Below are 25,380 nucleotides of genomic sequence, written 5' to 3' on the forward strand. Positions count from 1 at the left end.
ATTACTTTAGAAGTTGTAGCGCACCCCTACCATCGCAACATACGGGTCGATATCAACGTCAACGCTTTGAATGTTACTGCCGTTCACACGTACGTCACCGGTGGTATCGATGTCCATTTTGCTGACCATAAAGTGCAGACCCCAGTCCTTGTTTATTGCCACGTTGACGCCCGCTTGTAACGCATAGCCCCAGCTGTTTTTAAGCGCTAAATCAACCGAGTCGCTGTCACTCACAACACCCAAAGCTCCTAAGGTTGAGCGTAACTGAGGGTCAACCTGTTCGTCAAAAAACGTCGTGTAATTCACGCCAATACCAACAAAGGGTTTGAACGTGTCACTATTTAAGTCGAAGTGGTACTGTGCCAGCAGTGTTGGGGGTAAATGTTTGGTTTTACCCACTTTTAAACCAGCCAGTGCGCCTGTGGCGGTAATGTCGTGACTGAACGGTGTTGCTGCAACCAGTTCCACTGTCCAGTTATTGTCTATCGCATAGTCGAGAGTCAGACCAAGCTGCGTATTGGTATTCACACCAACACCCGTGCTGTTAGCCGGCAACCCTGCGACGCCTTCAACCACATTCAGGTTTGAGCTGCTGTCATCTGGCATAACCGAGATGGCACCAACATTGAGGGAAAAATCATTTGCTAAAGCAGAAGTGCTTAGCAAGCTCAACAATACACCATAAGACAACGCTTTAAGCTTCATGGGTAACTCCTTGTTATTGAATACCCATAAAGCTTATAAGGTTTAATGATAGCGCGTATTGATCTCTATCAATCTACTGTTCGGCGTTGTGATAAATGTTTTGAACGTCATCTAAGTCGTTTAGCATGTCCATTAAACGCTCAAACATAGGCTGGTCTTCTTCCGAAATTGTCGTAGTGACATGCGGCAGAAATTGAATTTCGTCTGCGTCGAAATCGATATTTTCAAATGCCGAGGTGAGCGCCTGACGGGCTGCTGCATATTCAGTATGCGGAGCGAACACGGTGACCTGACCGTCCTCAAACTCAACGTCAGTAACGTCCACATCGGCTTCCATTAACGCTTCTAAAACCTCGTCTTCACTGTCGTGTTTGAATGCGAAAATAGCGCAATGCTCAAAGGAGTGCATGACACTGCCCTGCTCACCAATTTTTGATTTGCTCTTGGTGAAAGCGTTACGAACGTCGCCGAATGTACGGTTCGGGTTATCGGTTAAACACTCGACAATCACCATGCAGTTGCTTGGTCCGTAACCTTCATAACGAGCGGGAGAAAAATCTTCACCAGCGCCACCTTGTGCTTTGTCTATGGCTTTCTCGATAACGTGAGCCGGCACCTGGTCTTTCTTAGCACGGTCAATAAGCGAGCGAAGAGACAAGTTTGCGTCAGGGTCTGCCCCGCCTTGCTTTGCACACACATAAATTTCACGACCATAGCGGCTATAGACTTTACTCTTAGCATTGGCAGTTTTGGCTATCGACTCTTTACGGTTTTGGTAGGCGCGACCCATCGTCTTACTCTCTTTTAAAAAACAGAAGTCGGTAATTCTACACAGCCGATGCAATATAGCCAATATATCTACCATAGAACGTTTTGATTCTTCAGTGCCGCCCCACCCAGGCGTAGAATCCAGATCAAATTTTAAAGCGATTCGCTTTGTTGGGGAGTGTTATGTCGTCTTCAGTTCCGGTTTTGTCACTTGCTGACTATCAAAGCGCTGATAATGAAACCCGAGTGTCGTTTATACGACAACTGGGTGCTGCCGCAAGGGATGTGGGCTTTTTCTATTTGGAAGCGCATGGGGTGAGCCAGGCTGAGCAAGATGACATTATTTCACTGTCTACGTCATTTTTTGCTTTGAATGCAAAAGAAAAAAGACAGGTGGAAATGGCAAATTCACCCCATTTTCGTGGCTACAATCAAACGCATACCGAAGTTACCGCTGGTGCTTTAGACTTTCGTGAGCAGTTCGACATCATGGATGAACTGCCAGCGGTACATTCCCAGCTCGTCACTCAAGAGTGGCAAAAGCTCATTGGCCCTAACCAATGGCCTGACGCAATGCCTCGCATGCGCTCGACACTACTCACATGGCAGGATCATTTAACCAGGGTTGGGCTGACACTATTGTCCGCTCTTTGTGAGGCTCTGGAGCAACCAGCCGATGCCTTGCAACCAACGGTGCAAAACGGCCCTTATCGACATACCAAGTTAATTAAGTATCCCGGCAGCGAATCCGGCGGTAAACAAGGTGTTGGCGCACATAAAGATCCCGGCTATTTAACCTTTGTTCTGCAAGACGAACACAGCGGTTTAGAAGTGGAAATTAACAATGAGTGGCATTCGGTAAGCCCGCGTAAAGGGGCATTGGTGGTTAATATTGGAGAACTGCTTGAGTTAGCATCAGACGGTTATTTAAAAGCAACGAACCACAGAGTGGTGAGCCCCCCGCCGGAGTCACCCGCTATTCGTCGGCTTTTTTCATGGCCGCGCAACTGGATGCCGATATTCCCGTTCTACCACTACCCGCTCATTTAAAACGTCTGGCTCACGGACCAAGCAGCGATCCTAATAACCCATTGCTTCGCAAGGTTGGGGAAAACGTATTAAAGGGACGTAAACGATCACACCCGGATGTCACAAAGAAGTTCTACCAAGAGACGCTTCAGCAGTTGTCAGCGTAGACTTTAACTTCGGGTTCACTGGTCGACGTCGCACCGATGTAGTTGACATAGCAACTCATCAAGCTGTCTTCGTCTGCGGCAAGACCAATAACATTGCCAATACCGACTTCCGACACAGCCCAGTCGTCTAATTGAATCACTTGGCTCAACGCACTTTCTTTAGGCGCGGGGTAGCCGTAAAAGAGTAAGATTCCGCCATCCGGACAACTGATATTCACGTCATCAAACTTACCACCTAAGCAAGTCGCACTTTGCTTTTCTATTCCCTGAATAGCGGCTTTACCGTAAGTCATGTCCAACGCTGATTTAAGGGAAGCCTCCAAACCGTGAAGCCGACTTGTTTCAGCATCATTGGAGAAGTTGATAAATTGAGGGGCGGCTGTCGCCGAGAGTACACCAAGCACAACAATGACGATAATAAGCTCGACTAATGTAAATCCTTTACTGCGTCGCATAACCAAGCACCAAAAAATAAAATAGGGACCGTAATGGCCCCTATTATAATACCAGTTAGATTGTTGACTCAATGTTAATTAAAAGCTAACGGTCACCGAGTCACAAGCCTCTGTACCTGCTTCACACAGTTGGTAAACAACATCGCTACCATCTGAATCAAAGCGATCACGAACGCGGCCTGTATTTGACAGTGTCTCAACAAACTCACCGTTTCGATACAAGTCGACATCACCTGCTGCACCTGACCAGCGAAGGTCAACTAAAGCAGTGCCACTGCGTAATAAGCGAGAACGATAAACATCTAACTCGATGTCCGTCAGGCTCACTGTTACCGACTGCGTCACAGTATCTGATAGCTCAGTTGCATCCGTCACTGTTAGCGTCACATCGTAAGTACCTTCTTCAGAGTACGCGTAAACCGGGTTGGCTTCTGTAGAAGTGCTACCGTCACCAAACTCCCAGAAGTAGCTTTCGATGTCGCCATCGTTGTCAGTTGAGGTATTGGTGAAGCTAACAGTCAGGTCTTCAACGCTAGCCTCAAAACCTGCTACCGGAGCATCTGGCAAACCATCGTCTTCTTCAACTGCGGTCAGAGTTAACGACCAATGGTTTAAAGTACCAGTATCTGCACCCGCGTTATCCGAGACATTCAGAGTCCAATCACCGGTCATGTCTTCGCCGTTGAAGGAATCAACATTCCAAGTTGCGACTAAATCGTCTTCGCTACTTCCAGCGCGATCGTGCAGAGTTTGAGTCGTACCTTCCGGTGAAGTCAAAGTAACAATTAAGTCACCACGCCACGTGTGAGTAATATCAACACTTACCTCAGCACCAAATACAACACCGGTTTCAGGCACATTAATCACACGGCTGATACCATTACTGTCGTCATCTGGAATATCTGCGTTTGCGGCGTCTTCATAATAGAAATCTGAAAGGCCTTGCGGAAGCACGTAAACCGTAGCACTTACGTCGCGAGTCATTTCGCCCGTTTCTACATCCGTACCGCTAACCGTAATAACGTATTCACCCCAAGCGGTTTCCTCTGTTGTTGTCACTTGTACGTCAACCGTTTCACCATTTTGCGCTTGGTTAGAAGACAGCGAAACGTCTAGCTGAGGTTCAGCAGAAACACTTAAGTCAACCGCACCTGACCAGTCCGCAATGCTGCCAACATCCAGCGTCAGTGTTGTGTTTTCACCCGCAACAATTTCCTGGTTTGATGGGCTAAGCTCTAAGCGGTAAGCCGGATCCGGGTCAGCTGCAATCAGCGCATTTAAGGCGTTCAAGCGATTACCCGACGCTGTTTTACCAGCTAATGCAGGAATACTCTCACCAGAGTCCATCAAAATTTGCTTCACTTCTGTAACACTCAGGTGCGGAGCAATAGACCAGATAAGGCCAGCCACACCAGCAACATGCGGGCTTGCCATAGAAGTACCTGAAGCGGTTGCATAACCTCCATCTAAGTACGTAGAGAGGATTTCGGTACCTGGCGCACCTAAGTCAACAGACACTGCACCATAAGTTGATGACGCAGCGAGTGAGTCAGTGCGTGTTGTGTTAGCCACATTCACAATACCGTCCAGGTCATAACCGCCCGGATAACTTGCCGTAACATCAGAGTCAATCCCGTCGTTACCGGCCGCAGACACAAACATGATGCCTTGGTCTATGCTGTCAGCAATTGCGGTTTTAAGTGACTCAGAGTAGGCACCACCACCCCACGAGTTGTTTGTCGCCACTAAGTTGACCCCATGATTGACCTTTAGATTCGTCATGTAGTCAATACATTCGATAGCGGCCGCGGTGCTGCCGGTTCCATCGGCTCCCAAGAACTGACAGCCGATAATCTCGACGTCCCAGTTAACACCGGTTACACCTTGACCATTATTGGCACTCGCACCGATAGTACCGGCAACGTGTGTACCGTGACCGTTACCATCCATTGGGTCGCCGTTACCATTAACCGCTGAATAACCGTAACAGTCATCGACTACGCCATTACCATCATCATCTTCACCGTTACCGCAAACTTCTCCTGGGTTGACCCACATGTTGTCAGCAAGATCCGGGTGTGTGTAGTCAACACCAGAGTCAATAACACCGATAACGACGCTAGAGTCGCCGGTAGTAATATCCCAGGCTGGACGCGCATCGATATCAACACCTGGCGTTCCGCCACTTTGACCGGTGTTTTCCAGCGCCCACATGTCACCAAATGCAGGGTCATCCGGAGTGGCTAATATATTAAAGTTAGAACTTTTCGTGTCATTAATTGAGATGATGTAGTTGGGCTCAGCCACTTCGATAAGGGGATGATTAGAAAGTCGCTTAATAAGGGCATCACGTTGTTTTGCATTGCGAACATTCACCTGTGCAATACGACCATCTGCGATATTACGCATCGCAATGTCACGCCCGCGGTTATCCAGAGCTCGTAATGTCCCGCCCGCTCGGTTTATTAAATCTTGGCGCTGCTCTTTCGTCGCCGAGTGCTTAAATACCACCAGCAATGAATCATCGTCCGCCTGTTTACCATTTGCCGCAGCTGCACCTGTTGCGAGCGCCATGGATACGCCGACGACTAATTTTTTCAAATTCGTCATTCTTCCTTCCTCATTATTGTTGTAGGAATTTCATTCAAATGTGCGTACTTCTCATCTCGTCACTAAAAAAATAAGTAGCATATTTTCCACAGCGAGTTACGCCAAAAGTTAGAGATTTACGCTTTTTAACGCTAAATACGAAAAAGGGACTAGGACATCTAGGTGGGTTTGCATATGAAAATAACTTAACACGCTGTATTAAAAGTAAATTCTCATTCAAAAACAATTTTTAAAATACACCGTTCATACGATTGTTGAGTAAAAATCAGTCGTTATTCTTGTTAGCGGAATTATTAACAAAAGGTGTTCCGCTTTGACTTTTTTAAAACAACTTTTAGCAGCAACGGTGGTTATGTTGGTCTCTCTTCCGGGAGTAGCCAACGACATTCCTGTTGCTTTAGCAGGGTTACTGGAGCGGCAGTCCCTTGCGAACCATGCGGAAATTGCTCAGCTAGGCTCATATAACCTCACTTCACTCGCCCAGGCAGGCGAGCAAAATTACGCATACCTCGCTCAGTATGGGCTGGAAAACACCCTGACGGTCGAGCAGCAAGGGTTCAATAATTCTGTCACTGCAGAGCAGTCTGGACGCAGTAATTCAGCGACCATTCTTCAAGTTGGTGCGAACAACGTTATTCAGCTTCAACAACTTGGTGATGGCAACTCAATAACCATTCAGCAGACGGGTGCTGCCGCTGAAATGTCCATCACGCAGTTCAAATAAGAACAATCAACGGAGAACAATCATGTCTAATACAATCCTTAAAAAAAGTGCAGTTGCTTTAGCGTTAACCTTAGCGTTTTCAGGTTATGCGGCGGCAGAAGCACACATCGCTGTTGTAAACCAAGATTCATCAGAAGCAGTTGAATCGGGCAACAATATGTATATCGAACAAGGTGGTTTCTTAAACTGGGCTTACGCTGACCAATACGGTGAAGGAAACGACACGTCACTTATGCAGTTTGATGATTGGCAAGAAGCATATACTTATGTTACCGGCGATTTTAACTTGGTCGAAGGCGAGCAATCCGGCTTCTGGAATATCTTCGACTCGGAAGTTACTGGCGATGACAATTTGCTAACAAGCCTTCAGGAGGGTGACCTTAACTCATCGACTGTTTTTCTAAGCGGTAATGGTAACTCTGCCTATGTTGAGCAGTCTGGCGCTGGAAACGAGAGTTCTATCGATCTGACCGGAGACTACAATACTGCTGGCATTTCACAGTTTGGTGACTCAAACTGGGCAAACTTCCAGATCGAAGGCAGTGATAACTACTTTGAAGCGAACCAGTCAGGTTCTTCTAACGAAGCCGGTTACTTCACTGCAACTGGCAACATGAACACATTCATTGCGGATCAAGAAGGTGACGGAAACGTTGGCGGTGTTGTTGGTGCTAACGGCGATATGAATGAAGTCTATGTCCAACAATTTGGTTCAGCTAACATCTTCATCGCGCAAAGTCTTTCGGGTAATGAAAACTTCGTCGATGTTTATCAAGACGGCGCCAGTAACGAATTTCTGATTCAACCAATTCAAGGCGATGTGAACGAAATCGTTGTTCAACAAGAAGGTAACACTAACGTTGTTGAAGCAGCTACCGGCATGGTAGGAAACTACAATACTGTTGATGCAAGCCAAGACGGTGATAATAACTACGCCGTGTTCGCTACCGAAGGTGATGACCACATCATCGAAATGGATCAGCGCGGCGATAACAACATTGCGGTTGCAGAGTCTTATGGCTCATACAACGACATCCGCATCTCTAGCCGCGGTGATGAAAACTTTAACGGTGTTGCTCTGATTGGTTCAGGTAACGAAGCTGATAGCCGACAAATTGGTGATGTAAATACCGCAGAAATTGTTATCGCCGGTGACGATAACGATGTGTACTCTCGTCAACACGGTGACAGCAACACACTACTTGCCTACTCTTATGATGCTGGAACTACCTCAGGTAACGAGCTGCAGTCAGAGCAAACAGGTGACATCAACTTAATCGATACTATTATCGGTGGTAATGACAACCTTATTGCTTTCGTTCAGGAAGGTAACAGCAACGTTATTGCTGGTGATGAAGGCTCATTCATTGTTGGCGGTAATGGTGGTAGTGTTGATATTCAACAAGTTGGTAATAACAACGTTGTCACCGGCGGTCAGTTTAGCGATAGCAACACAATGAGTGTTTATCAGCAAGGCGACTACAACGTAGCAACTGTTGTTCAGTACTAATTGATGATTCGCTCTACAATAAAGCGGCTGCTATCTAGCGGCCGCTTTTTAGGCTCTTATGATTAAGAAACTCTTATTAATAATAATTTTAATAACCCCATTCAGCCACGCTGACGAAATTGAGCTGGGCGGTATGGTTTTAGACCGAACGATTTCGCTTTTTGGTAAAGACTTTTTCTTCTATTACACCAGTTACTGGCGGGACATTCCTTCAACAAACGGTATTACCGTCGTCGTCAACGAACGCGTCTATCCACAGGCTGGAACCTATTTGTGGGTAGAAATGGAACAAAAGAAAGTGTTCGAGACCTATTTTGGGCGACGCCAGAACGACGTTAAAAAATTAGCCGAACAGGCCATCCTTATTAGTATTAACGAAGTCGCTCGCATTAAAGCTGACTCCGTTTTCGACTCGCCAGACAATAATGAATTTTAACAAGGCGTTAATTATGAAAAAACTCTCAACTGTTACTTTGGCTCTACTACTCACTTCGGCATCAGTGAGCGCAACAGAGATAGTCTATCAGCCAATAAACCCAAGCTTCGGCGGAAATCCCTTAAATGGTAATTTCCTTTTGCAAAAAGCTCAGAGCCAGAATGCTCATACCGCTCCGGATGGAGGTCGCTCGTTCGTTGATAGATTCCGCGATGCGCTGGAGCGCAATATTATCAACTCTCTCACCCGTCGCATTGCCGACGGTGAAATTGTCGAGGGTTTGTATGACACCGGTGAGTATACCGTAGAAGTTATTGGGCAACCTGACGGCAGCGTGCTTGTTTACATAACGCACAACGAAACAGGCGAACAAACCGTCATTACTATGCCAGCGATTTAAAAGAGAGTGACCATGAATATTCGTATTATTACTTTACTATGTTTAACGCTGGCAGTGTCAGGCTGTGCAATGATGCCCAAACCTACTGACTTGAACATTACGCCAGCAGAGATAGATGCGCCAAGTTCAATGATGATGACGCTACAAAAGCAGCCGGTGCCGAAAAGCCGTATCCCAGTTTCAGTGTACGCCTTTCGAGATCAAACCGGGCAGTATAAGCCACAAGCCAATGTTTCAAGCTTTTCAACGGCGGTGACTCAAGGAGCCACTTCCATGCTGACTCAGATGCTGCTTGAATCTGGTTGGTTTCTACCAATGGAGCGCGAAAACCTTCAAAATCTGCTCACAGAGCGAAAAATTCACAATTCCAGTAAGGAATCTGACTTACCGCCGCTAAGAGAAGCCAGACTGCTGCTTGAGGGTGGTATTATTAGCTATGACACTAACGTTAGTACCGGCGGTATCGGCGCCGAATACTTCGGCATTGGGGCATCAGAACTCTATCGTGAAGATCAGGTTTCGGTGTACTTGCGCGCTGTCGACGTATACACGGGCCAAGTCCTGCTTTCCGTATCTGCGAACAAGAAAGTCTTTTCACAAGAATTAAGAGCGGGTTTGTTCCGTTATGTTTCTTTAAATCGTTTAGCGGAGTTTGAAGGCGGTTACTCCACCAATGAGCCAGTGCAACTTTCAGTGAAACAAGCGATGGAAAAAGCGTTAGTGGAACTGATAGAAAAAGGTCAGGAGCGAGGGTTTTGGCGGGCCGATAGCTAGTGCTAACTCCTCGTTAATTAGTTGACGCGTAACTCGCCCACTTCAAAAGTTCGACTCGGTTACGCGCACCTGTCTTTCGGAAAATTGAAGACAGGTGCGTTTTCACAGTATGTGCACTGATATTCAGCTGCTCACCAATTTCTTTATTTCTGGCGCCGGTACCAACCAACTCGATAATTTTTAACTCTTGTGGTGTTAAAGAGCTTATCTGTGAGAAAGACGTAGCCGTGTCATCATCAGCATGACGACGCAACATCATTTCTTCTATTTTGTCTGACAGTAACGACCGCGGGTAATAAAGTTCGCCCTGGCTAATGACCTTCAATGCGGTGAGTACCCGGTCTAAATGTTCATTTTCATAGATAATGCCGCGCGCACCTAAATTCAAAGCCTGCGAAGGCTTAACAGAATCCGGCTTCACATTCACCAAAAACAGGGCGTAGCTCTTTGCAAGCGCAGCGACTTCATTCGCTGTGCTCGTACGTGATAATTGCTCAGAACTTAACGAGTACGCAACCATAATCTCTTTATCTGGAATCTGGTTAAGCAACTCATGTAGGCTTGGATGAATTACTTCGATTTCCAGTGACTCCGCAAGTAAAGCGAGGTTCTGCGTCCGTTTTTGGTGTTCAATTAGAGCAAGTTGAGAAAAGCGCGTCATAACACCCCTTAAAACCGACTACAAAGACTTTCAAGTTTTTATTTACATTTTTTAAACGAAAGTCATGACCCTTTATAATAGCAAAAAAGAGCCGCTGGGAAGATAGCGCAGGTAAGCAATATGTAACAATTTGTTACATCCCTTAAAAATTAACGAGTTACCAATGCAAATTGTACGACTCATTTTGTTATTCAAAGGCTACATGACTTATCAAAAAAGCCAAATCCTACCAGCGCCCAAAATCCCAACCTAAGGCGACAAAGTATACAAACAAACGTATAATGCGCGCAGCCTAAAACAAGGGCTCGGATAAAGTTGAGTGTTTTAGTCAGGTATTTTATAATGCTCAGTATTCGCATATAAGTAAGGTGGTAAACATGAGCGAACAAATTGATCAGGCTCTTCAACGTAAATACGATGCAGGGTTTGTCTCTGAAATAGAATCGGAGACCTTTGCGCCCGGCTTAAACGAAGATGTCATTCGTCGTTTATCGGCGATTAAAGGGGAGCCCGAGTGGATGACTGAGTGGCGCCTGCAGGCCTACCGCAAGTGGCTAAAAATGGATGAGCCTGAGTGGGCGCACGTCGACTATCCAAAAGTCGACTATCAGTCCATATCTTATTACTCAGCACCGAAAAGCATGAAAGATAAACCCAAGTCGCTCGACGAAGTTGACCCTGAGCTTCTACGCACTTATGAAAAGTTGGGCATTCCATTACATGAGCAAGAAATGCTGGCGGGTGTTGCAGTTGATGCCGTATTCGACTCGGTTTCCGTGGTAACCACCTTCCGCGAGAAGCTTGAAGAAGCCGGCGTTATTTTCTGCCCAATATCTGAAGCGATTCATAAGTACCCTGACTTAGTAAAAAAATATTTGGGCACCGTTGTTCCTAAAGGGGATAACTATTTCGCAGCACTGAACAGCGCGGTATTTACCGATGGCTCCTTCGTCTACATTCCTAAAGGCACTCGATGCCCAATGGAACTGTCGACGTATTTCCGTATTAATGAACAAAATACTGGCCAGTTCGAGCGCACACTCATTGTTGCCGAAGAAGGCAGCTACGTCAGCTATCTTGAAGGCTGTACGGCACCGCAACGCGACGAAAATCAGTTACACGCCGCCGTCGTAGAACTTGTCGCACTAGACGATGCGGAAATTAAATACTCAACAGTGCAAAACTGGTACCCGGGTGATGAAGACGGTAAAGGTGGTATTTATAACTTTGTAACCAAGCGCGGACTTTGCGAGAAAAATGCGAAAATATCCTGGACTCAGGTTGAGACAGGCTCAGCAGTTACCTGGAAATACCCAAGCTGCATTCTAAAAGGTGATAACAGCGTTGGTGAGTTTTACTCCGTCGCCCTCACCCGCGGCAAGCAGCAGGCCGATACCGGTACTAAGATGATTCACTTAGGTAAAAACACCAAGTCGACCATCATCTCCAAAGGTATTTCCGCCGGACGCAGCAATAATGCGTACCGTGGTTTGGTCCGCATGGGACCTGGCGCTGAAGGCGCGCGTAACTTTACCGAATGTGACTCGCTGCTTATTGGCGACCAATGTGGCGCGCACACGTTCCCGTATATAGAAAGCAGCAATCCAACGGCGATTGTTGAACACGAAGCCACCACCTCTAAGGTGAGTGACGACCAGCTCTTTTTATGTCAGCAACGAGGCCTCGACCCTGAAAAAGCAGTCTCAATGATTGTGAATGGCTTCTGTAAGGAAGTGTTCCGCGAACTGCCAATGGAGTTCGCTGTGGAAGCCGGTAAGTTGCTTGAAATCAGTCTTGAAGGTTCAGTGGGGTAAGACATGCTATCAATTAAAGATTTACACGCACGCGTGGAAGAAACGACCATTCTTAAAGGCCTTGATTTAGATATTAAGCCGGGTGAAGTGCATGCCATTATGGGCCCCAACGGCGCCGGTAAAAGTACTTTAGGTTATGTGCTTTCTGGCCGTGAAGGTTATGAAGTAGAAAGCGGCAGCGTTATCCTTGAAGGCAAAGACTTACTGGATATGGAAGTGGAAGAGCGCGCTCAAGCGGGTTTATTCCTGGCATTCCAGTACCCGGTCGAAATTCCGGGCGTCAGCAACATGGAATTTATGAAAGAGTCGGTTAATGCGATGCGCGAAGCTCGCGGCGAAGACGCACTAAGCTCTGCAGAGTTCCTGAAAAAGGCAAAAGAGGCCTGCAAGCAGGTTGAGCTGCCTCTGGACTTCTTAAAACGCGGCGTTAACGAAGGTTTCTCAGGCGGTGAAAAGAAACGTAATGAAATCATGCAAATGATTATGCTTGAGCCAAAGCTGGCCATTCTTGATGAATCGGACTCAGGCTTAGACGTAGACGCTCTGCAGGTAGTTGCCAAAGGTGTAAACAGCCAGCGCGACGGCAAGCGCAGCTTTATCGTCGTGACGCACTATCAACGTTTACTGGACTACATTGAGCCAGACCACGTGCACATTCTATCAAATGGTAAAATTGTGAAGAGCGGCGGTCCTGAACTGGCCAAAGAAGTTGAAAAGTCAGGCTACGCTTGGCTTAAGGAAGGAGAAGTCGCATGAGTCAATGGCTAGCACAAGTAATTGAGCGTGCCGGCAATGTTGACGACTGGTTAGCGTCTGCACGCTCAAAAGCGTTAGCAGAGCTAAAACAAAAAGAGTGGCCAGGACGTCGCACAGAAGCTTGGCGTTACACGTCACTGCACAAAGTGGCCGACTTAAACCTTGCAACGACAAGCAAAGAGACAACCGCCGAAGCGCCTCAAGTAGAAGGCTTAAACAGCATTGATTTGGTGTTTGTTGACGGTCGCCTGACGAGTGACATGACCAACTTGGTATTACCTGAAGGCGTCACCATTGCCTCTTTGGACACGAAAAATGATGCGGCAGAATATCTGTTCGGACAAGTAAAGCCACAGCATCACTTGTTCGGTTTGGTCAATGACGTACTTGCGCAGCAAGGCGTCGTCATTGATATTGCGCCAAACGCGAACGTTGAGCAGCCAATCCGCATTGTTAACTTCGCCAGCGATGGTGTGGAGTCGCACCAGCGCTCATTGGTTCGTGTCGGTGAAGGCGCCAAAGCCGTTATTATTGAGCACGGTGTGGGCAATGGCCACAGCCTGAATACGGCGTTCGCAGAGTACGACATTGCCGACAAAGCCGCTCTGGAGCATTATCGCTTAGCCTTACACGAAGGCGAAGCCATTCACGTTGGTGGTAGCCATTTCCGTTTACACAACGAGTCGAAGCTTAACAGCACACTCGTAGGATACGGCTCTCAGCTAACGCGCCTGGACGTCGATATTGAACACGCAGGGGAACACGCCTTCGCGAAGTTCAACAACATTTATTTGCTGGCTCCCAAAGAGCACTTTGATCTACACAGCACAATTGAACACGCGCAGCCTAACGGTACCACCGCAGAAAATGCGCGCGGCATTATTGGCGACAAGGCAAAGGCGGTATTTAACGGTCGTATTCACATACACCGCCATGCGCAAAAAACCCTAGCTGAGCTGAACAACCGTAACTTGTTACTCACTCGTGGTGCACAAATTAATACCAAGCCTGAGCTGGAAATTTATGCGGACGACGTTCAGTGTGCTCACGGTGCAACCGTTGCGGAAATTGACGAAGAAGCACTTTACTACATGCTGACACGCGGTATCGATAAGCAACAGGCCTTGGTTATGCTGAACTTCGGCTTTGTACAGGAACTGCTTTTCCAAATGCCAAATCGCGCATTAGCCGACTGGTTGCAACCAATATTGAAGCAACGCTTTGAGCGTATGATGGAGCAGCAATGAGCCTAAATGTTGCAGACATTCGCCAGCAGTTTCCGATTCTGTTTCGGGAAGTAAATGGTCGACCGCTGGTTTACCTGGATAACGCAGCGACGACACAAAAGCCCCTGGCCGTTATCAATGCCTTGGTGGACTATTACACGCAATGCAACTCTAACGTGCATCGCGGGGCGCATTACCTGTCAGATGAAGCAACGCGCCGTTACGAAGCGGCACGTCAAACGGTTGCAACCTATATTAATGCAGGCCGAAGCGAAGAAGTGATTTGGACCAGCGGTACCACTGAAGGCATTAATTTGGTGGCGAATGGGGTTGCGCAGCGTTTGAAAGCGGGCGATGACGTCTTGGTGACTGAAATGGAGCACCACGCTGACTTGGTTACTTGGCAACAAGCTTGCAAACGCTCTGGTGCTACCTTAAAAGTGGTGCCTATTCATGACAATGGCGAGCTTAATGTTGATGCGTTTCACGAATCACTGAGTGACAACACGGCTTTTGTTGCCATGCCGCATGTATCCAATGCGCTGGGTACTGTAAACCCAATAAAAGAGCTTACCGCGGCGGCTAAAAGTAAAGGTGCTCTGGTATTAGTTGACGGTGCCCAAGGTGTTGCGCACGGCGCCATTGACGTTCAGGATATTGGTTGCGACTTTTACGCATTTTCAGGCCACAAAGTGTTCGGCCCCACCGGTATTGGGGTGCTTTGGGGACGATTCGATGTGTTGAATGAGTGGCCAGTGTGGTTAGTCGGCGGTGAGATGATTGCCACCGTCAGCTATCAGGATGCCACCTGGGGCGAATTACCTAACCGCTTAGAAGCGGGTACGCCCAACATAGCCGGCGTTATTGGCCTGGCCGCAGCACTTGACTGGATTCAGCAGTACGACGCTGCAGAAATACGCGCTCACGAACAGGCGTTACTGGCACGAGCGACCGAATTAGCGAAGCAAACCGAAGGCTTGAGAATTATTGGCGACGCCCCCAATAAAATTGGCGTACTCAGCTTTGTTCTGGAGGGTGCACACCCGGCCGATATCGGTTTCTTGTTAGATAAGCAAGGTATTGCGATTCGCACCGGCGACCACTGCGCCCAACCCTTAATGAAGCGCCTGAATGTGCCGGGTACCGCACGTGCGTCATTTACCATCTACAATACATTAGACGAGGTTGATCAGCTCTTTGCGGGCATCAACAAAGCTCGTATGATGCTAGCCTAACGGCAGGAGGACACAATGTCTGTAGAAACGTTTAGTCCATCGTCATCACTTATTTCCATGACGGACAGTGCCATTAAGTATTTTGAGTCACGACTGAAAAACGAATCGGGCCATTTGATTCGCTTATCAACCAAACAGAGCGGCTGCACAGGTTATGCTTACGTTCTTGACTCTGTTGATGCCATTCAAGACGGTGATGAAGTCGTGGAAATTAACGATAACATTAAGGTTGCTATTGCACCCAACGCGCTGGAACTGGTGCGTAATACAGAAATCGATTACGTCAAAGAGGGTATTAACGGCATTGTTAAGTTTAACAACCCTAATGTTGTTAACGAATGTGGTTGTGGCGAAAGCTTCAGCGTTACCTAAACGGGAAAGATAACAACAGCATGCAACAGAAAATGGTGAATACCTTACGCGAAGTCAAAGCGCGTAAGGTGCCATCCGGCGAACCTAAAATCATTCCCAAAGGGGAATTTGTTAATATTACCCAAGATTTGGGCGGTAATTACACCGTGACCTGGCAGGGTAATATGCTGCGCATTGACGGCACCGATGGCGACGCCATTGGCCGCAAACCGGAAAAGCTCGACTTTCCTGCGCCTGAAGACGGGCAAATATCCGAACAACAAGTTTGGGATGCACTGGAAACCATCTACGATCCAGAAATTCCCATTAACTTAGTGTCCCTTGGGCTTATTTATAAAGTCGATATAGACCAAGACAGTTCGCGGGTTAATATTGATATGACGCTCACCGCTCCGGGTTGCGGCATGGGACCGGTGTTGGTCGGCGACGTTGAGTACCGTGTCTCACTGGTACCGAATGTTGATACGGTCAATGTAAACCTAGTGTTCGATCCACCTTGGTCTCGCGATATGATGAGCGAAGAAGCGCAGCTTGAAGCTGGTGTGTTTTTCTAAACGGGAATACCGAATTAACCATGAACTTACCAACAACTGACGAAATTCTTGATGACTTAGAGTTCCTGGACGACTGGGAACAGCGCTATCAGTACATTATCGATTTAGGCAAAGCGCTACCGGGTTTGCCGGAAGCGCAGCATAAAGAAGAGTATCTGGTACGCGGCTGTCAGAGTAATGTTTGGCTGATTAGTGAAGAGAAAGACGGCAAGCTGTTATTTCACGTCGACAGTGATGCCGTCATTGTGCAAGGGCTGTTAACGTTGGTTATGGCGGCTTACCATGACAAAACGCCCGCACAAATCCTCGCGTTCGATATTGACCAATATTTTAATCAACTCGACCTGGAAAACCACATTACCCCAACTCGCGGGAATGGATTAAGAGCTATTGTTGGGAAAATCCAGCAGTTGGCCAAGAACGCCAACGCTTAAATGGTATTAAACAGTTCTTGTACATTATTCGATACAGAGCGGTAGGTTGATAACAGACGCGGTTGAATCGTTTCCAGCCGTTGCTTCATTTGAATCAACCGCTCCAGTTTCAACGCAATACTCAAGCACTGTCCCATAGGTCCTTTCAAATTATTCACTGCAGCTTGTGTTTCAGGTGACAGAGGCAGCTTTTCAAAAAACGCCTTTTTATCCACGCCCAGCATAATATCAATACCAGATAGAAGACCCACAAAGTAACACTGGTCAGGATCTAAATCCTGACGCTTTTGACCCTTGGCTAACTCGTAGCACATTTGTGCTCTTACCAACACCATACGTGATGCTTCCTGGCTACTGGCAGCAACGGAGCCTATAAGCGCTATCCAGCGCCGCAATTTCTCAATACCCAATCGCATGATCACATCTTTGACCCGAGTAATTGGGCTCGCCGTTGGATACAGAGGGCTATTCACAATTTTCAGAAGACTGACTGACAGCTTAGGATCTTCAGATATCACCTTCGATAACTCAGTTAAGTCTGGCTCCTTTTCAAAACATAAGGACAGTACTTTCGCTAGCTGTAGCGAAGACGGCTCTAACCGAGTGCCGTAAATAACTTCAGGCTTGGCAAAGTAGTACCCCTGAAACAGTTCAAAACCCAACGCTTCATAGGCATTTTTAGTCGCTTCATCTTCAACGCGCTCGGCCAACCACTTACCCTTAAAGTGAGTTAAGTCTTTTTTAAACGCCCGAACTTGCTCAACGGTCACCGTAGAGACATCTACTTTTATGTACGATGCATACTTTAGCAATGGCTCCCACGCTGGGTCGAACTCAAAATCATCGAGCGCGAAACGGAAACCCTTGTCATGCCAACGCGCTACCGCATTCACAACGGCTCGGGTTGGCTTTATGGTTTCTAAAAGCTCAATAACGACCTTATCAGGCTCTATAGGCAGGAAGCTTTGAGACAGCAGAAAGTCGCTGGAAACATTAATAAAAGCCGTTGCATCGTACTGAGTGGTTTGCTCAGTGATGCCCGCGCAAAGGTTAAACACCACCTCACTGGTAGCAGCGGTATCGCCCACGGTTTCGGCGGATAAATGAATGGCGCTTCGGTACAACAGTTCTACCGCGTAAAAACGGTTTTTTCTGTCGTATATTGGCTGGGCCGCCAATAAAGGGGAAGATTCCAAATCTGTCTACTTTTTAAACACTGATTATAAGCAGGATTCTACGGTAGTTTTTAATAAAAGAAAAGATGAACGGTTGTTATAAATTTAAGATTTACGACGCCCTGTAATCATGGGCTTTATAAGCTCAATACGACCCCACCAACCTGTCAAAAGCACTGCGGCAACATGAATAAGAGCGCCTATAAATAAACTATGGGCAATGTATTCATGAATATTTTCGACCAAAGTGCTACCAAAAAACGCGTCCGTTTCTTCGAGCAGAAAACCGGTAATGCCCTGCGCTAAAAGCAATAACCAAAACAGCAGTATCAACATACCGCCAACAGCGTTGTGCCCGGATTCTTTAGGAATCTTGCGATTTTTAAGTTCACGCAGATGTTGAGATATTCGTATAGGGGTAGGAAAAAAATCACTCAACCTTGCTCGCTGAGGCCCAACGAAGCTCCAGACAACACGAACAAATACTAAACCCCAGACACAATAGCCAACCCACTGATGAATCGTCTCGCCAGGTTCTAGTACAAAATAATTTAGCGTAAACCCAATAACAATAAGCCAGTGGTAAATGCGAATATATTTATCCCAAATCACCACTGGCTTACTCATTAACTTACTCTTTCTCTTCTTTTACAACGCTGCCATCAACAGGATTGAAGTAAATTTCTACCTTCTCGCCTGCCTGGTTTTTGCCGTAAATTTCATAGCAGTTGCCGGGAGTGACTTTAAACTCATTAATGTCATAGCCCTGCTCTTTTAAACCAGCCTGGAACTGTTCTTGATCCATCCACTCTGATTGTGGCGCCGTTGTGCACTGCGTTTCCGTTTCTTCGGCACTGCAAGCGGCTAACAATGCCGCCGCACCTGCCATCGCGGTTAGTTTTAATGCGTTCATATCAAACTCCTATTTTTCGTTAGGAAGTGACTCGAAGCCCATGTGATAGAGCGTAAAGCCGAAAATATCCGAATACTGCTCAATCGTTTTTGAAACGGGTGTTCCTGCACCGTGACCCGCATTGGTTTCAATGCGAATTAACTGCGGATTATCACCACCCGCTTTATCCTGAAGCTCTGCTGCGAACTTAAAGGAATGGGCAGGCACCACCCGGTCATCATGGTCACCCGTCGTAATCAGCGTTGCCGGATACTCAACACCTTGTTCTACGTTATGCACTGGCGAGTAGTTCAGCAAGTATTCAAACATTTCTTTACTGTCTTCTGCTGTACCATAGTCATACGCCCAGCCTGCACCCGCAGTGAAGGTGTGATAGCGAAGCATGTCCAAAACTCCAACCGCTGGTAACGCAACCGCAAACAGCTCAGGGCGCTGTGTCATTACCGCACCAACCAGCAAGCCACCGTTTGAGCCACCACGAACTGCCAGACGATCAGACGACGTATAGTCAGCTTCTATCAGGTATTCCGCTGCCGCTATAAAGTCATCGAACACGTTTTGCTTCTGCATTTTAGTGCCGGCTTTATGCCACTCTTTACCGTACTCACCACCACCACGTAAGTTGGCAACCGCGTAAACACCGCCCATTTCCAGCCAGGCTGCGTTAGCAATGCTGAAACTTGGTGTCAGGCTGATGTTAAAGCCACCGTAACCGTAAAGAATCGTTGGGTTCGTACCATCCAGTTCAAGACCCTTTTTATGGGTGATGATCATCGGAACTTCGGTACCGTCTTTAGACGTATAGAAGACTTGTTTACTGACATACTGGCTCGAATCGAAATCCGCACCCGATGCTTCATAAACGATCGACTCTCCCGTTTCAGGATTCATCTCGTAAATGGTGCTTGGCGTGCTGTAGTTCGTGAAGCTGTAATACACTTTTTCAGCGTCCTGCTTCTCACTGAAGCCACTCGCGCTGCCGACGCCCGGCAAAGCAATGTCACGTACCTTATTGCCGTCGTAGTCGTACTGCTCAACTTTTGAGACCGCATCAACCATATACTCTGCAAAGATATAACCCGCACCGGTTGATGGGTTCAACACATGCTCGCTGTGTGCAATAAAGTCCTGCCAGTTGTCAGGCTTAGGGTTACCGGCATTCACGGTCACAACACGACCGTTTGGCGCGTCCATATTCGTTTCTAAATACAGCGTGTCACCACGAGTCGTCAGAACCGACGTGTCATAAGCCACATCACCATCGACCAGCACTAACTCTGAGTCAGGCTTCGTTAAGTCTTTAATGTACAACTTGTTACCAGACGTCGAGTTTGCAGCCGAAACCACCAGGAAACGATCGTCTTCAGTGACATAACCACCCACGTAGCGATGTTTCTCAGCTTGTGTACCACCGAAAATCAGGTCATCTTCAGACTGAGGTGTACCAATTTCATGGTAATACAGCTTGTGCTGGTCGGTCTTCGCGGATAATTCACTGCCTTCTGGTTTGTCATAGCTCGAGTAGTAGAAACCTTCGTTGCCCTTCCACGAAATACCGCTGAACTTAACGTCTACGAGCGGCTCTTCATGTTGGTCACCTGTTTCTGCGTCAATGACAATAATTTTACGCCAGTCACTACCGCCTTCAGAAATCGAATACGCCGCAATAGAACCGTCTTCACTGAACGTTAACTGCGCCAAAGACGTTGTGCCATCTTCACTGAACTTATTTGGGTCTAAAAAAACTTCGGCTTCAGCGTCTTCGCTCTTCTTACGGTAAACAACGTATTGGTTTTGCAAACCGTCGTTCTTGTAGAAATAGATATAGTCACCCTCAAAGCGAGGCGCGCTGACTTTCTCGTAGTTCCACAGTTCCGTTAGGCGCTCTTCAATTTTTTCGCGGAACGGAATTTTCTCCAAATGGCTAAACGTTACTTCATTTTGCGCTTTTACCCAGGCTTCCGTTTCTTCGCTACGGTCGTCTTCTAGCCAGCGATACGGGTCCGCCACTTCGGTACCAAAGTAGGTGTCAACCACATCGCCTTTACGCGTCTCCGGATACTGCATTTGATTATTCACTTCTTCGTCATTGCTTGGTGACTGTGAGCAGGCTGTCAGCAAACTCACCGCAACTGCTCCTAGTAAGTATTTCATTGTTGTTATCCTTATTACTCATATTTACCACCAATAAAGTAACAGAGTCTTGAATTAAAAAGTAGTAAGTTCAACGGCTCGAATAAAGGCTCCAACGTTTTCCCTCTACTTCATCAAGCCAGAACCTCAACTCTTTTTCTAGTGCTCTGTCTTCTTCCAAGAAATTAAAGTCCCGCCCCACATCTTCTGCCATTTTAGAGATAGCCAAAGGCGGTTGTTCTTGATTCAGCTGTGCACGTAGTTGCGCTCCCTGACAAGCTGCCAATAAACTTGATATCACAACCTGCTCAGTTAACTCCAAAACTCTTGCGCAGTCTCGCGCTGCAATCGTTCCCATACTGACTTTGTCTTGGTTATGACACTCCGTTGAGCGAGAAAACACACTAGCAGGCATAGTCAATTTCAGTGCTTCTGCTGTCCAAGCTGAGCAGCCTATCTGCACTGCTTTAAAGCCGTGATTGACAGACTTCCTGTCCGCTTTTGCTCCAGACAGGTTTGCCGGTAGACCATTGTTCACTTTCTGATCCATCAGCAACGCCATTTGCCTATCTTGTAAATCAGCTAAATTAGCGACTTGCGTTTTGAGCGTATCCATAGCCATTGCTATATGACCACCGTAAAAGTGCCCCCCATGCAGCACTCTTCGGCTCTCCGGATCAATAATCGGGTTATCGTTCGAACTATTTAGCTCATTCTCTATCGTCTCTTTTAACCAAGGTAAGGCATCTTTTAAAGAGCCTATAATATGAGGTGCGCAACGAATCGAGTAACGATCCTGAAGTCTGTTCGAGTTTCTTTTTTCTTCAATGACTCCCAAGTCACCTCGTATCCATTCTGCGACTTTTTGTTGGCCAGAGTGTGGCTTTACATCGAATAGCCGCTCATCGAAGTGCTCGGGGTTCCCGCCAAGGGCATAACACGAGATGGAAGTTACTTTGCTGGATAGTCTGGTTAAATACTCTGCCCTGATATAATTTAAGCACGCTACCGCAGTCATAGCTGCCGTTCCATTCATTAAAGCTAAAGCTTCTTTGGGTCTTAATTTATAAGGCTTAACATCAAGCTTACCAAAAGCTTCAGCGCTAGGCATGAACTCCCCTTGAAATAAAACATCCGCTTCACCAATGAGTGCTCTGGCGATATAGGATAATGGGGTTAAATCACCACTGGCCCCAACACTACCCTCTTCGGGAATAAGAGGCAGTACATCTTCATTGAGCATAAGAACCAACCGCTCCAATAAAGCATAGCTAACTCCGGAATAACCCTTCGATAATGAACACAGACGAGTGGCCAAAATGGCTCGGGTCGTTTGCTGATCAAAGTGTTTACCAAGCCCGCAGCCATGGAAGCGAGATAAGTGAATCGGAAGTTCATTGACCAACGATAAAGCGACAGGCTCAGTGCAGCTATCTCCATAGCCAGTAGTAACCCCATAAATAACCCCGTCATCAACGAGGAGTTCATCTAAAAAGTCAGCTCCTGCTTGGATTTTTTTACCAAAAGAATCAGAGTCGCTCAGCCTAACAGTTTTTTTACGAGACGCTATATCCACAATATCAGCTACAGAAAGCTTGTTATCGCCAAAAGTTACAAATTGTTCCGTCATAAAATCTCTTTTTCCATTAAATTTAGCCGGCCTTATCAACATGCTTATTAAGTATTCGCCGGCTTTCTGATTTTACATTCGCTTTCTTTCGCCACGCCCATAAATCGTGAACGACTGTTTCTTTATATTGACTCGACGTCACAATTGGATAAGGGTAATCTTGGCCAAGGGTGAAATTGAACATGGAGGACTCTATTGGCGTTATTTGATCCGGTTCGTGAATCAACTCATCAGGTAACTCACTTAACTCCGGTACCCACTGCCGTATAAAGCCTCCCTTCGGATCGTTCTCATAAGACTGTTTTACAGGGTTATAAGCACGAATAGTATTGATACCGGTAATGCCCGCCTGCATTTGTATTTGGGGGTAATGAATTCCAGGCTCAAAATCTAAAAACACTGATGCTAGGTGCTGAGCTCCCCACCGCCAGTCAATCGCTAAGTAATGACACAAAAAGCTAACCAACATAGCCCGCATACGAAAGTTAATATAACCGGTATGGTTTAGACACCGCATACAAGCATCGACCAATGGATATCCAGTCTGCCCTTTTTGCCATGCCTGAAAGTCGGAAAACGCTGAGCTTTCTCTTCTGAATTGGAAGCGCTCATAACCACGGTTTATTGGCCTGACTTGTTGCTCTATTTCACTTTCAAACTTTTGAATGAAATGGCAATGCCAGTGCAAACGCGACACTAATGCCCTTAATGGTTTTCTCCAACCAGGAACGTTCCAGTAAGTTAAGCAGCGCTGGTACACTTGTCTCAGGCTCAAGTTTCCCCAGGCTATGTAGGGCGACAAGCGAGTGCAGCTGTTTCTGCTCAGATCGGGTTTTGAAATATTAAACGCATAAGATTGCCCCCGGCCCTCAAAAAACGATTTCAATGTGCTCTCTGCAGCCGTTTCGCCGCCTAATTGAAAGTTATCATTCCTTTCTTTCCAAGCCTCCGGGACCTGCGGGGTATTGCCGTCAGTGATGACAAAAAGATTCGCTTCTCTCTGCTCACTATTCATCACTTTATACCAATTATCTCGCCACCCATCCCTAGAGTTTTTCCCTCTGATGACGGCCCCATAGGGAAACTGCTGCCAAATTATGCCGTTCTTATCACAAAACTGCTGAACCGATTTGTCGCGATTAAAAGTCGACAAAAGACCAACCTCTTGGTGGCTATATAAAGTAGAAAAACCGAAGTCACTCATTAAGCCTTGTAAAACTGACAGTGTTTCCCCGACAGTAACGTGAACACCGCCACCGTAAGGTTTTAAGCGCTTATTCAAATCTAATATACTTTCCCAAACAAACCGCCAGTGCCGTGTGCTGTAATGCTCATCTTCTAACAAAGCGGGTTCAAAGTTATACCAAAGCATAACCGAGCTGTGCCGCTCCGTTGCTGCTGAGAGGGCTTCATTATCGGATAGCCTTAAATCCCTTTTAAGCCAGACCAACGCACTGCTACTATCAGTTTTCATCATGTTTCACTGGCCAATCTGCCGCATCAACACTGTCTATTGGCAGTGTCTTGATATTGCCGCCCCAGCGTTTTATAAATTCACCCTCAGGATCATACTGGGCGGTCTGTTTTTCTAAATTAAATCTACGATGGCCTCTAGGGTCTGCACCAACACCCGCTAAATACTGCCAGTTGCCCCAGTTGGAGGATACGTCGTAATCAATAAGCTGGTGCTCGAAGTAAGCAGCTCCGTACCGCCAATCAAGACCTAGCTCATGCACAAAGCAGCTTGCTACTAACTGTCGTCCCCGATTGGACATATAGCCAGTTGCATTTAACTGCTTCATACAAGCGTTAACGATTGGAAAAGGTGTATTGCCAGAACACCATTTTTGAAAGCGCTCCGGGTAAAAGCTTGTCTTAGGTGATTTAGTAGAAAGCCCTTTAAAGGCAAACAGTTTAGCTCCGTGTTTTTTCGCATACCAAAAGAAAAACTCTCGCCACAATAGCTCGAAGCTTATCCAATACGTTGATTCATTCGCTTCATGCTGTTGCTCGTAGCTTCTAAGCGCAGACATAACTTGGCGAGCCGACATACAACCAAGTGCTAACCATGGTGAAAACTTAGTCGAACTTTGAAAGTCGTCTAAAGCATTTCGAGTTTGCTTATAATCACTTGCATAGTCTTCACTAAAGTAATTCTTTAGATGGCTTAACGCAGCTAACTCGCCACCTCTATACATTTGATGAGTGGTTGAGCTCTTTGAGAGCCGCGCGGGCGCTGCTTTAAAATTTTTAGGTGTTGGTGCAAGGCTCTTAATATCAGTCAAAAGGTAGCTGTCTTTTAAAGGCTCTACCTGCTTCCTAAATTGAGAAAAGGTTGTCGGTAAATCAGTCAACAAAAATGGCAGTTCGTCCTCACTAAATAAAGTATTGTTAGGAGTCTCAAAAAGCGACAAAAATGGGAAGCGCTTTTTTACGAGATCTAAATGTCTCCGTTCATAAACGCCCTGCTGCTCGCTCACAAAGACCGCATCAGCTCCTAGCTCAGAAATTGCTCTGGTAACCTCCTTTTCAAAAGAGCCTCTCAAAATTAGCAGTTGTTGGCCTCTTTTTTCCAATTCAGCTCTAAGACTCTCTAATGAGTCCATTAAGAAGTTTAGACGATGCTTACCTAGTGAGGCGATACCATAACGTCCATAACGGGTGAGAGACTGATCGAAGCAATAACAGCAAATTAGTTTCTCACTATTATCACTAGCTGCCTGCAGCGCTAAGTTGTCTTTAACCCGCAGATCATTTTGAAAAATAAATAAGCTGAGCTGATACTTTTGCATAGAGTTATTCTTAAAACGTTTATTACTATTTACTCAAAAGCGACACAATTAGACCGCTCTAATTCAAAAAATACCTTCACTGAAGGCAAACCCTTCAATGTTTACCT

General features: G+C 46.6%; 25 protein-coding genes. 13 read left to right on the forward strand and 12 right to left on the reverse strand.

Features of this window, described 5'->3' with window-relative positions; all coding sequences use genetic code 11:
• Positions 1 to 6 precede the first annotated feature (6 nt).
• Both CEW91_RS11700 and CEW91_RS11705 read right to left on the reverse strand, forming a co-directional pair.
• Positions 7 to 705 (reverse strand): OmpW/AlkL family protein, encoded by a 699-nt coding sequence (locus CEW91_RS11700; RefSeq protein WP_088769210.1) that lies wholly within the window; start codon positions 703 to 705, stop codon positions 7 to 9.
• Positions 706 to 778: 73 nt separating this feature from the next.
• Positions 779 to 1,495, reverse strand: a complete 717-nt coding sequence (locus CEW91_RS11705; RefSeq protein ID WP_088769211.1) for a YebC/PmpR family DNA-binding transcriptional regulator — start codon at positions 1,493 to 1,495, stop codon at positions 779 to 781.
• Positions 1,496 to 1,656: 161 nt separating this feature from the next.
• Between CEW91_RS11705 and CEW91_RS11710 the strand changes: the two genes are divergently transcribed.
• A complete protein-coding gene (locus CEW91_RS11710; RefSeq protein WP_232506979.1) occupies positions 1,657 to 2,523 on the forward strand; it encodes an isopenicillin N synthase family dioxygenase in 867 nt (288 codons plus the stop codon).
• A gap of 127 nt (positions 2,524 to 2,650) precedes the next feature.
• Here the strand turns inward: CEW91_RS11710 and CEW91_RS11715 are convergent, their stop codons facing one another.
• On the reverse strand, positions 2,651 to 3,124 hold the full coding sequence (locus CEW91_RS11715; protein ID WP_088769212.1) for a type II secretion system protein: 474 nt from the start codon (positions 3,122 to 3,124) through the stop codon (positions 2,651 to 2,653).
• A gap of 78 nt (positions 3,125 to 3,202) precedes the next feature.
• Positions 3,203 to 5,734, reverse strand: coding sequence for a S8 family serine peptidase (locus CEW91_RS11720; protein ID WP_088769213.1), 2,532 nt, complete (start codon positions 5,732 to 5,734; stop codon positions 3,203 to 3,205).
• Between the two features lie 313 nt (positions 5,735 to 6,047).
• On the opposite strand from CEW91_RS11720, the gene CEW91_RS11725 reads away from it, so the two are divergent.
• The 5 genes from CEW91_RS11725 to CEW91_RS11745 are packed head-to-tail and all read left to right on the forward strand — an operon-like array spanning position 6,048 to position 9,578.
• Positions 6,048 to 6,458: a curlin subunit CsgB gene (locus tag CEW91_RS11725; RefSeq protein ID WP_088769214.1), complete on the forward strand. Its 411-nt coding sequence runs from the start codon at positions 6,048 to 6,050 to the stop codon at positions 6,456 to 6,458.
• A gap of 22 nt (positions 6,459 to 6,480) precedes the next feature.
• Positions 6,481 to 7,968, forward strand: a complete 1,488-nt coding sequence (locus tag CEW91_RS11730) for a hypothetical protein (protein WP_088769215.1) — start codon at positions 6,481 to 6,483, stop codon at positions 7,966 to 7,968.
• Between the two features lie 58 nt (positions 7,969 to 8,026).
• A complete protein-coding gene (locus CEW91_RS11735) occupies positions 8,027 to 8,404 on the forward strand; it encodes a curli production assembly/transport protein CsgE (RefSeq protein ID WP_088769216.1) in 378 nt (125 codons plus the stop codon).
• 13 nt (positions 8,405 to 8,417) lie between these two features.
• The gene (locus tag CEW91_RS11740; protein WP_088769421.1) at positions 8,418 to 8,804 is read left to right on the forward strand and encodes a curli assembly protein CsgF; all 387 of its coding nucleotides are present in this window, start codon (positions 8,418 to 8,420) and stop codon (positions 8,802 to 8,804) included.
• Between the two features lie 12 nt (positions 8,805 to 8,816).
• Positions 8,817 to 9,578: a CsgG/HfaB family protein gene (locus CEW91_RS11745; RefSeq protein ID WP_198400870.1), complete on the forward strand. Its 762-nt coding sequence runs from the start codon at positions 8,817 to 8,819 to the stop codon at positions 9,576 to 9,578.
• Positions 9,579 to 9,591: 13 nt separating this feature from the next.
• Here the strand turns inward: CEW91_RS11745 and CEW91_RS11750 are convergent, their stop codons facing one another.
• Positions 9,592 to 10,239: a helix-turn-helix transcriptional regulator gene (locus tag CEW91_RS11750; protein ID WP_088769217.1), complete on the reverse strand. Its 648-nt coding sequence runs from the start codon at positions 10,237 to 10,239 to the stop codon at positions 9,592 to 9,594.
• A gap of 377 nt (positions 10,240 to 10,616) precedes the next feature.
• Here CEW91_RS11750 and sufB point away from each other — a divergent pair, with 377 nt between their 5' ends.
• The 7 genes from sufB to CEW91_RS11785 are packed head-to-tail and all read left to right on the forward strand — an operon-like array spanning position 10,617 to position 16,630.
• Positions 10,617 to 12,053 carry a Fe-S cluster assembly protein SufB gene (gene sufB / locus CEW91_RS11755; protein WP_088769218.1) on the forward strand — a complete coding sequence of 479 codons (1,437 nt, stop codon included), beginning with the start codon at positions 10,617 to 10,619 and terminating at the stop codon, positions 12,051 to 12,053.
• A gap of 3 nt (positions 12,054 to 12,056) precedes the next feature.
• Positions 12,057 to 12,809, forward strand: coding sequence for a Fe-S cluster assembly ATPase SufC (gene sufC / locus CEW91_RS11760; protein WP_088769219.1), 753 nt, complete (start codon positions 12,057 to 12,059; stop codon positions 12,807 to 12,809).
• On the forward strand, positions 12,806 to 14,056 hold the full coding sequence (gene sufD / locus CEW91_RS11765) for a Fe-S cluster assembly protein SufD (RefSeq protein ID WP_088769220.1): 1,251 nt from the start codon (positions 12,806 to 12,808) through the stop codon (positions 14,054 to 14,056). Before sufC ends, sufD begins: the two co-directional genes overlap by 4 nt.
• Positions 14,053 to 15,270, forward strand: a complete 1,218-nt coding sequence (locus CEW91_RS11770; RefSeq protein WP_088769221.1) for an aminotransferase class V-fold PLP-dependent enzyme — start codon at positions 14,053 to 14,055, stop codon at positions 15,268 to 15,270. The genes sufD and CEW91_RS11770 overlap by 4 nt, the downstream gene beginning before the upstream one ends.
• Positions 15,271 to 15,285: 15 nt before the next feature.
• Positions 15,286 to 15,642 (forward strand): HesB/IscA family protein, encoded by a 357-nt coding sequence (locus tag CEW91_RS11775; protein ID WP_088769222.1) that lies wholly within the window; start codon positions 15,286 to 15,288, stop codon positions 15,640 to 15,642.
• Between the two features lie 20 nt (positions 15,643 to 15,662).
• Positions 15,663 to 16,196: a putative Fe-S cluster assembly protein SufT gene (gene sufT / locus CEW91_RS11780; protein WP_088769223.1), complete on the forward strand. Its 534-nt coding sequence runs from the start codon at positions 15,663 to 15,665 to the stop codon at positions 16,194 to 16,196.
• 20 nt (positions 16,197 to 16,216) lie between these two features.
• Positions 16,217 to 16,630 carry a SufE family protein gene (locus CEW91_RS11785; protein WP_088769224.1) on the forward strand — a complete coding sequence of 138 codons (414 nt, stop codon included), beginning with the start codon at positions 16,217 to 16,219 and terminating at the stop codon, positions 16,628 to 16,630.
• Here CEW91_RS11785 and CEW91_RS11790 read toward each other — a convergent pair.
• The 7 genes from CEW91_RS11790 to CEW91_RS11820 form a co-directional block, all read right to left on the reverse strand.
• Positions 16,627 to 17,826: an EAL and HDOD domain-containing protein gene (locus CEW91_RS11790; RefSeq protein ID WP_088769225.1), complete on the reverse strand. Its 1,200-nt coding sequence runs from the start codon at positions 17,824 to 17,826 to the stop codon at positions 16,627 to 16,629. The two genes, CEW91_RS11785 and CEW91_RS11790, sit on opposite strands and share 4 nt — an antisense overlap.
• 84 nt (positions 17,827 to 17,910) lie before the next feature.
• Entirely contained in the window at positions 17,911 to 18,432 is a 522-nt protein-coding gene (locus CEW91_RS11795) for a cytochrome b/b6 domain-containing protein (RefSeq protein WP_232506980.1), read from the reverse strand.
• A 4-nt stretch (positions 18,433 to 18,436) separates the two neighbouring features.
• Positions 18,437 to 18,718, reverse strand: coding sequence for a PepSY domain-containing protein (locus CEW91_RS11800; protein ID WP_088769226.1), 282 nt, complete (start codon positions 18,716 to 18,718; stop codon positions 18,437 to 18,439).
• 9 nt (positions 18,719 to 18,727) lie between these two features.
• Entirely contained in the window at positions 18,728 to 20,872 is a 2,145-nt protein-coding gene (locus tag CEW91_RS11805) for a prolyl oligopeptidase family serine peptidase (RefSeq protein WP_088769227.1), read from the reverse strand.
• Between the two features lie 70 nt (positions 20,873 to 20,942).
• The gene (locus tag CEW91_RS11810; RefSeq protein ID WP_088769228.1) at positions 20,943 to 22,481 is read right to left on the reverse strand and encodes an HAL/PAL/TAL family ammonia-lyase; all 1,539 of its coding nucleotides are present in this window, start codon (positions 22,479 to 22,481) and stop codon (positions 20,943 to 20,945) included.
• 22 nt (positions 22,482 to 22,503) lie between these two features.
• Complete coding sequence (locus CEW91_RS11815; protein ID WP_198400871.1) at positions 22,504 to 23,958, reverse strand: FAD-binding domain-containing protein; 1,455 nt, start codon at positions 23,956 to 23,958, stop codon at positions 22,504 to 22,506.
• A complete protein-coding gene (locus CEW91_RS11820) occupies positions 23,945 to 25,273 on the reverse strand; it encodes a DASH family cryptochrome (RefSeq protein WP_088769230.1) in 1,329 nt (442 codons plus the stop codon). The genes CEW91_RS11815 and CEW91_RS11820 overlap by 14 nt, the downstream gene beginning before the upstream one ends.
• Positions 25,274 to 25,380 lie beyond the last annotated feature (107 nt).

This window comes from Idiomarina piscisalsi (genome assembly GCF_002211765.1).
Lineage (GTDB): Bacteria > Pseudomonadota > Gammaproteobacteria > Enterobacterales > Alteromonadaceae > Idiomarina > Idiomarina piscisalsi_A.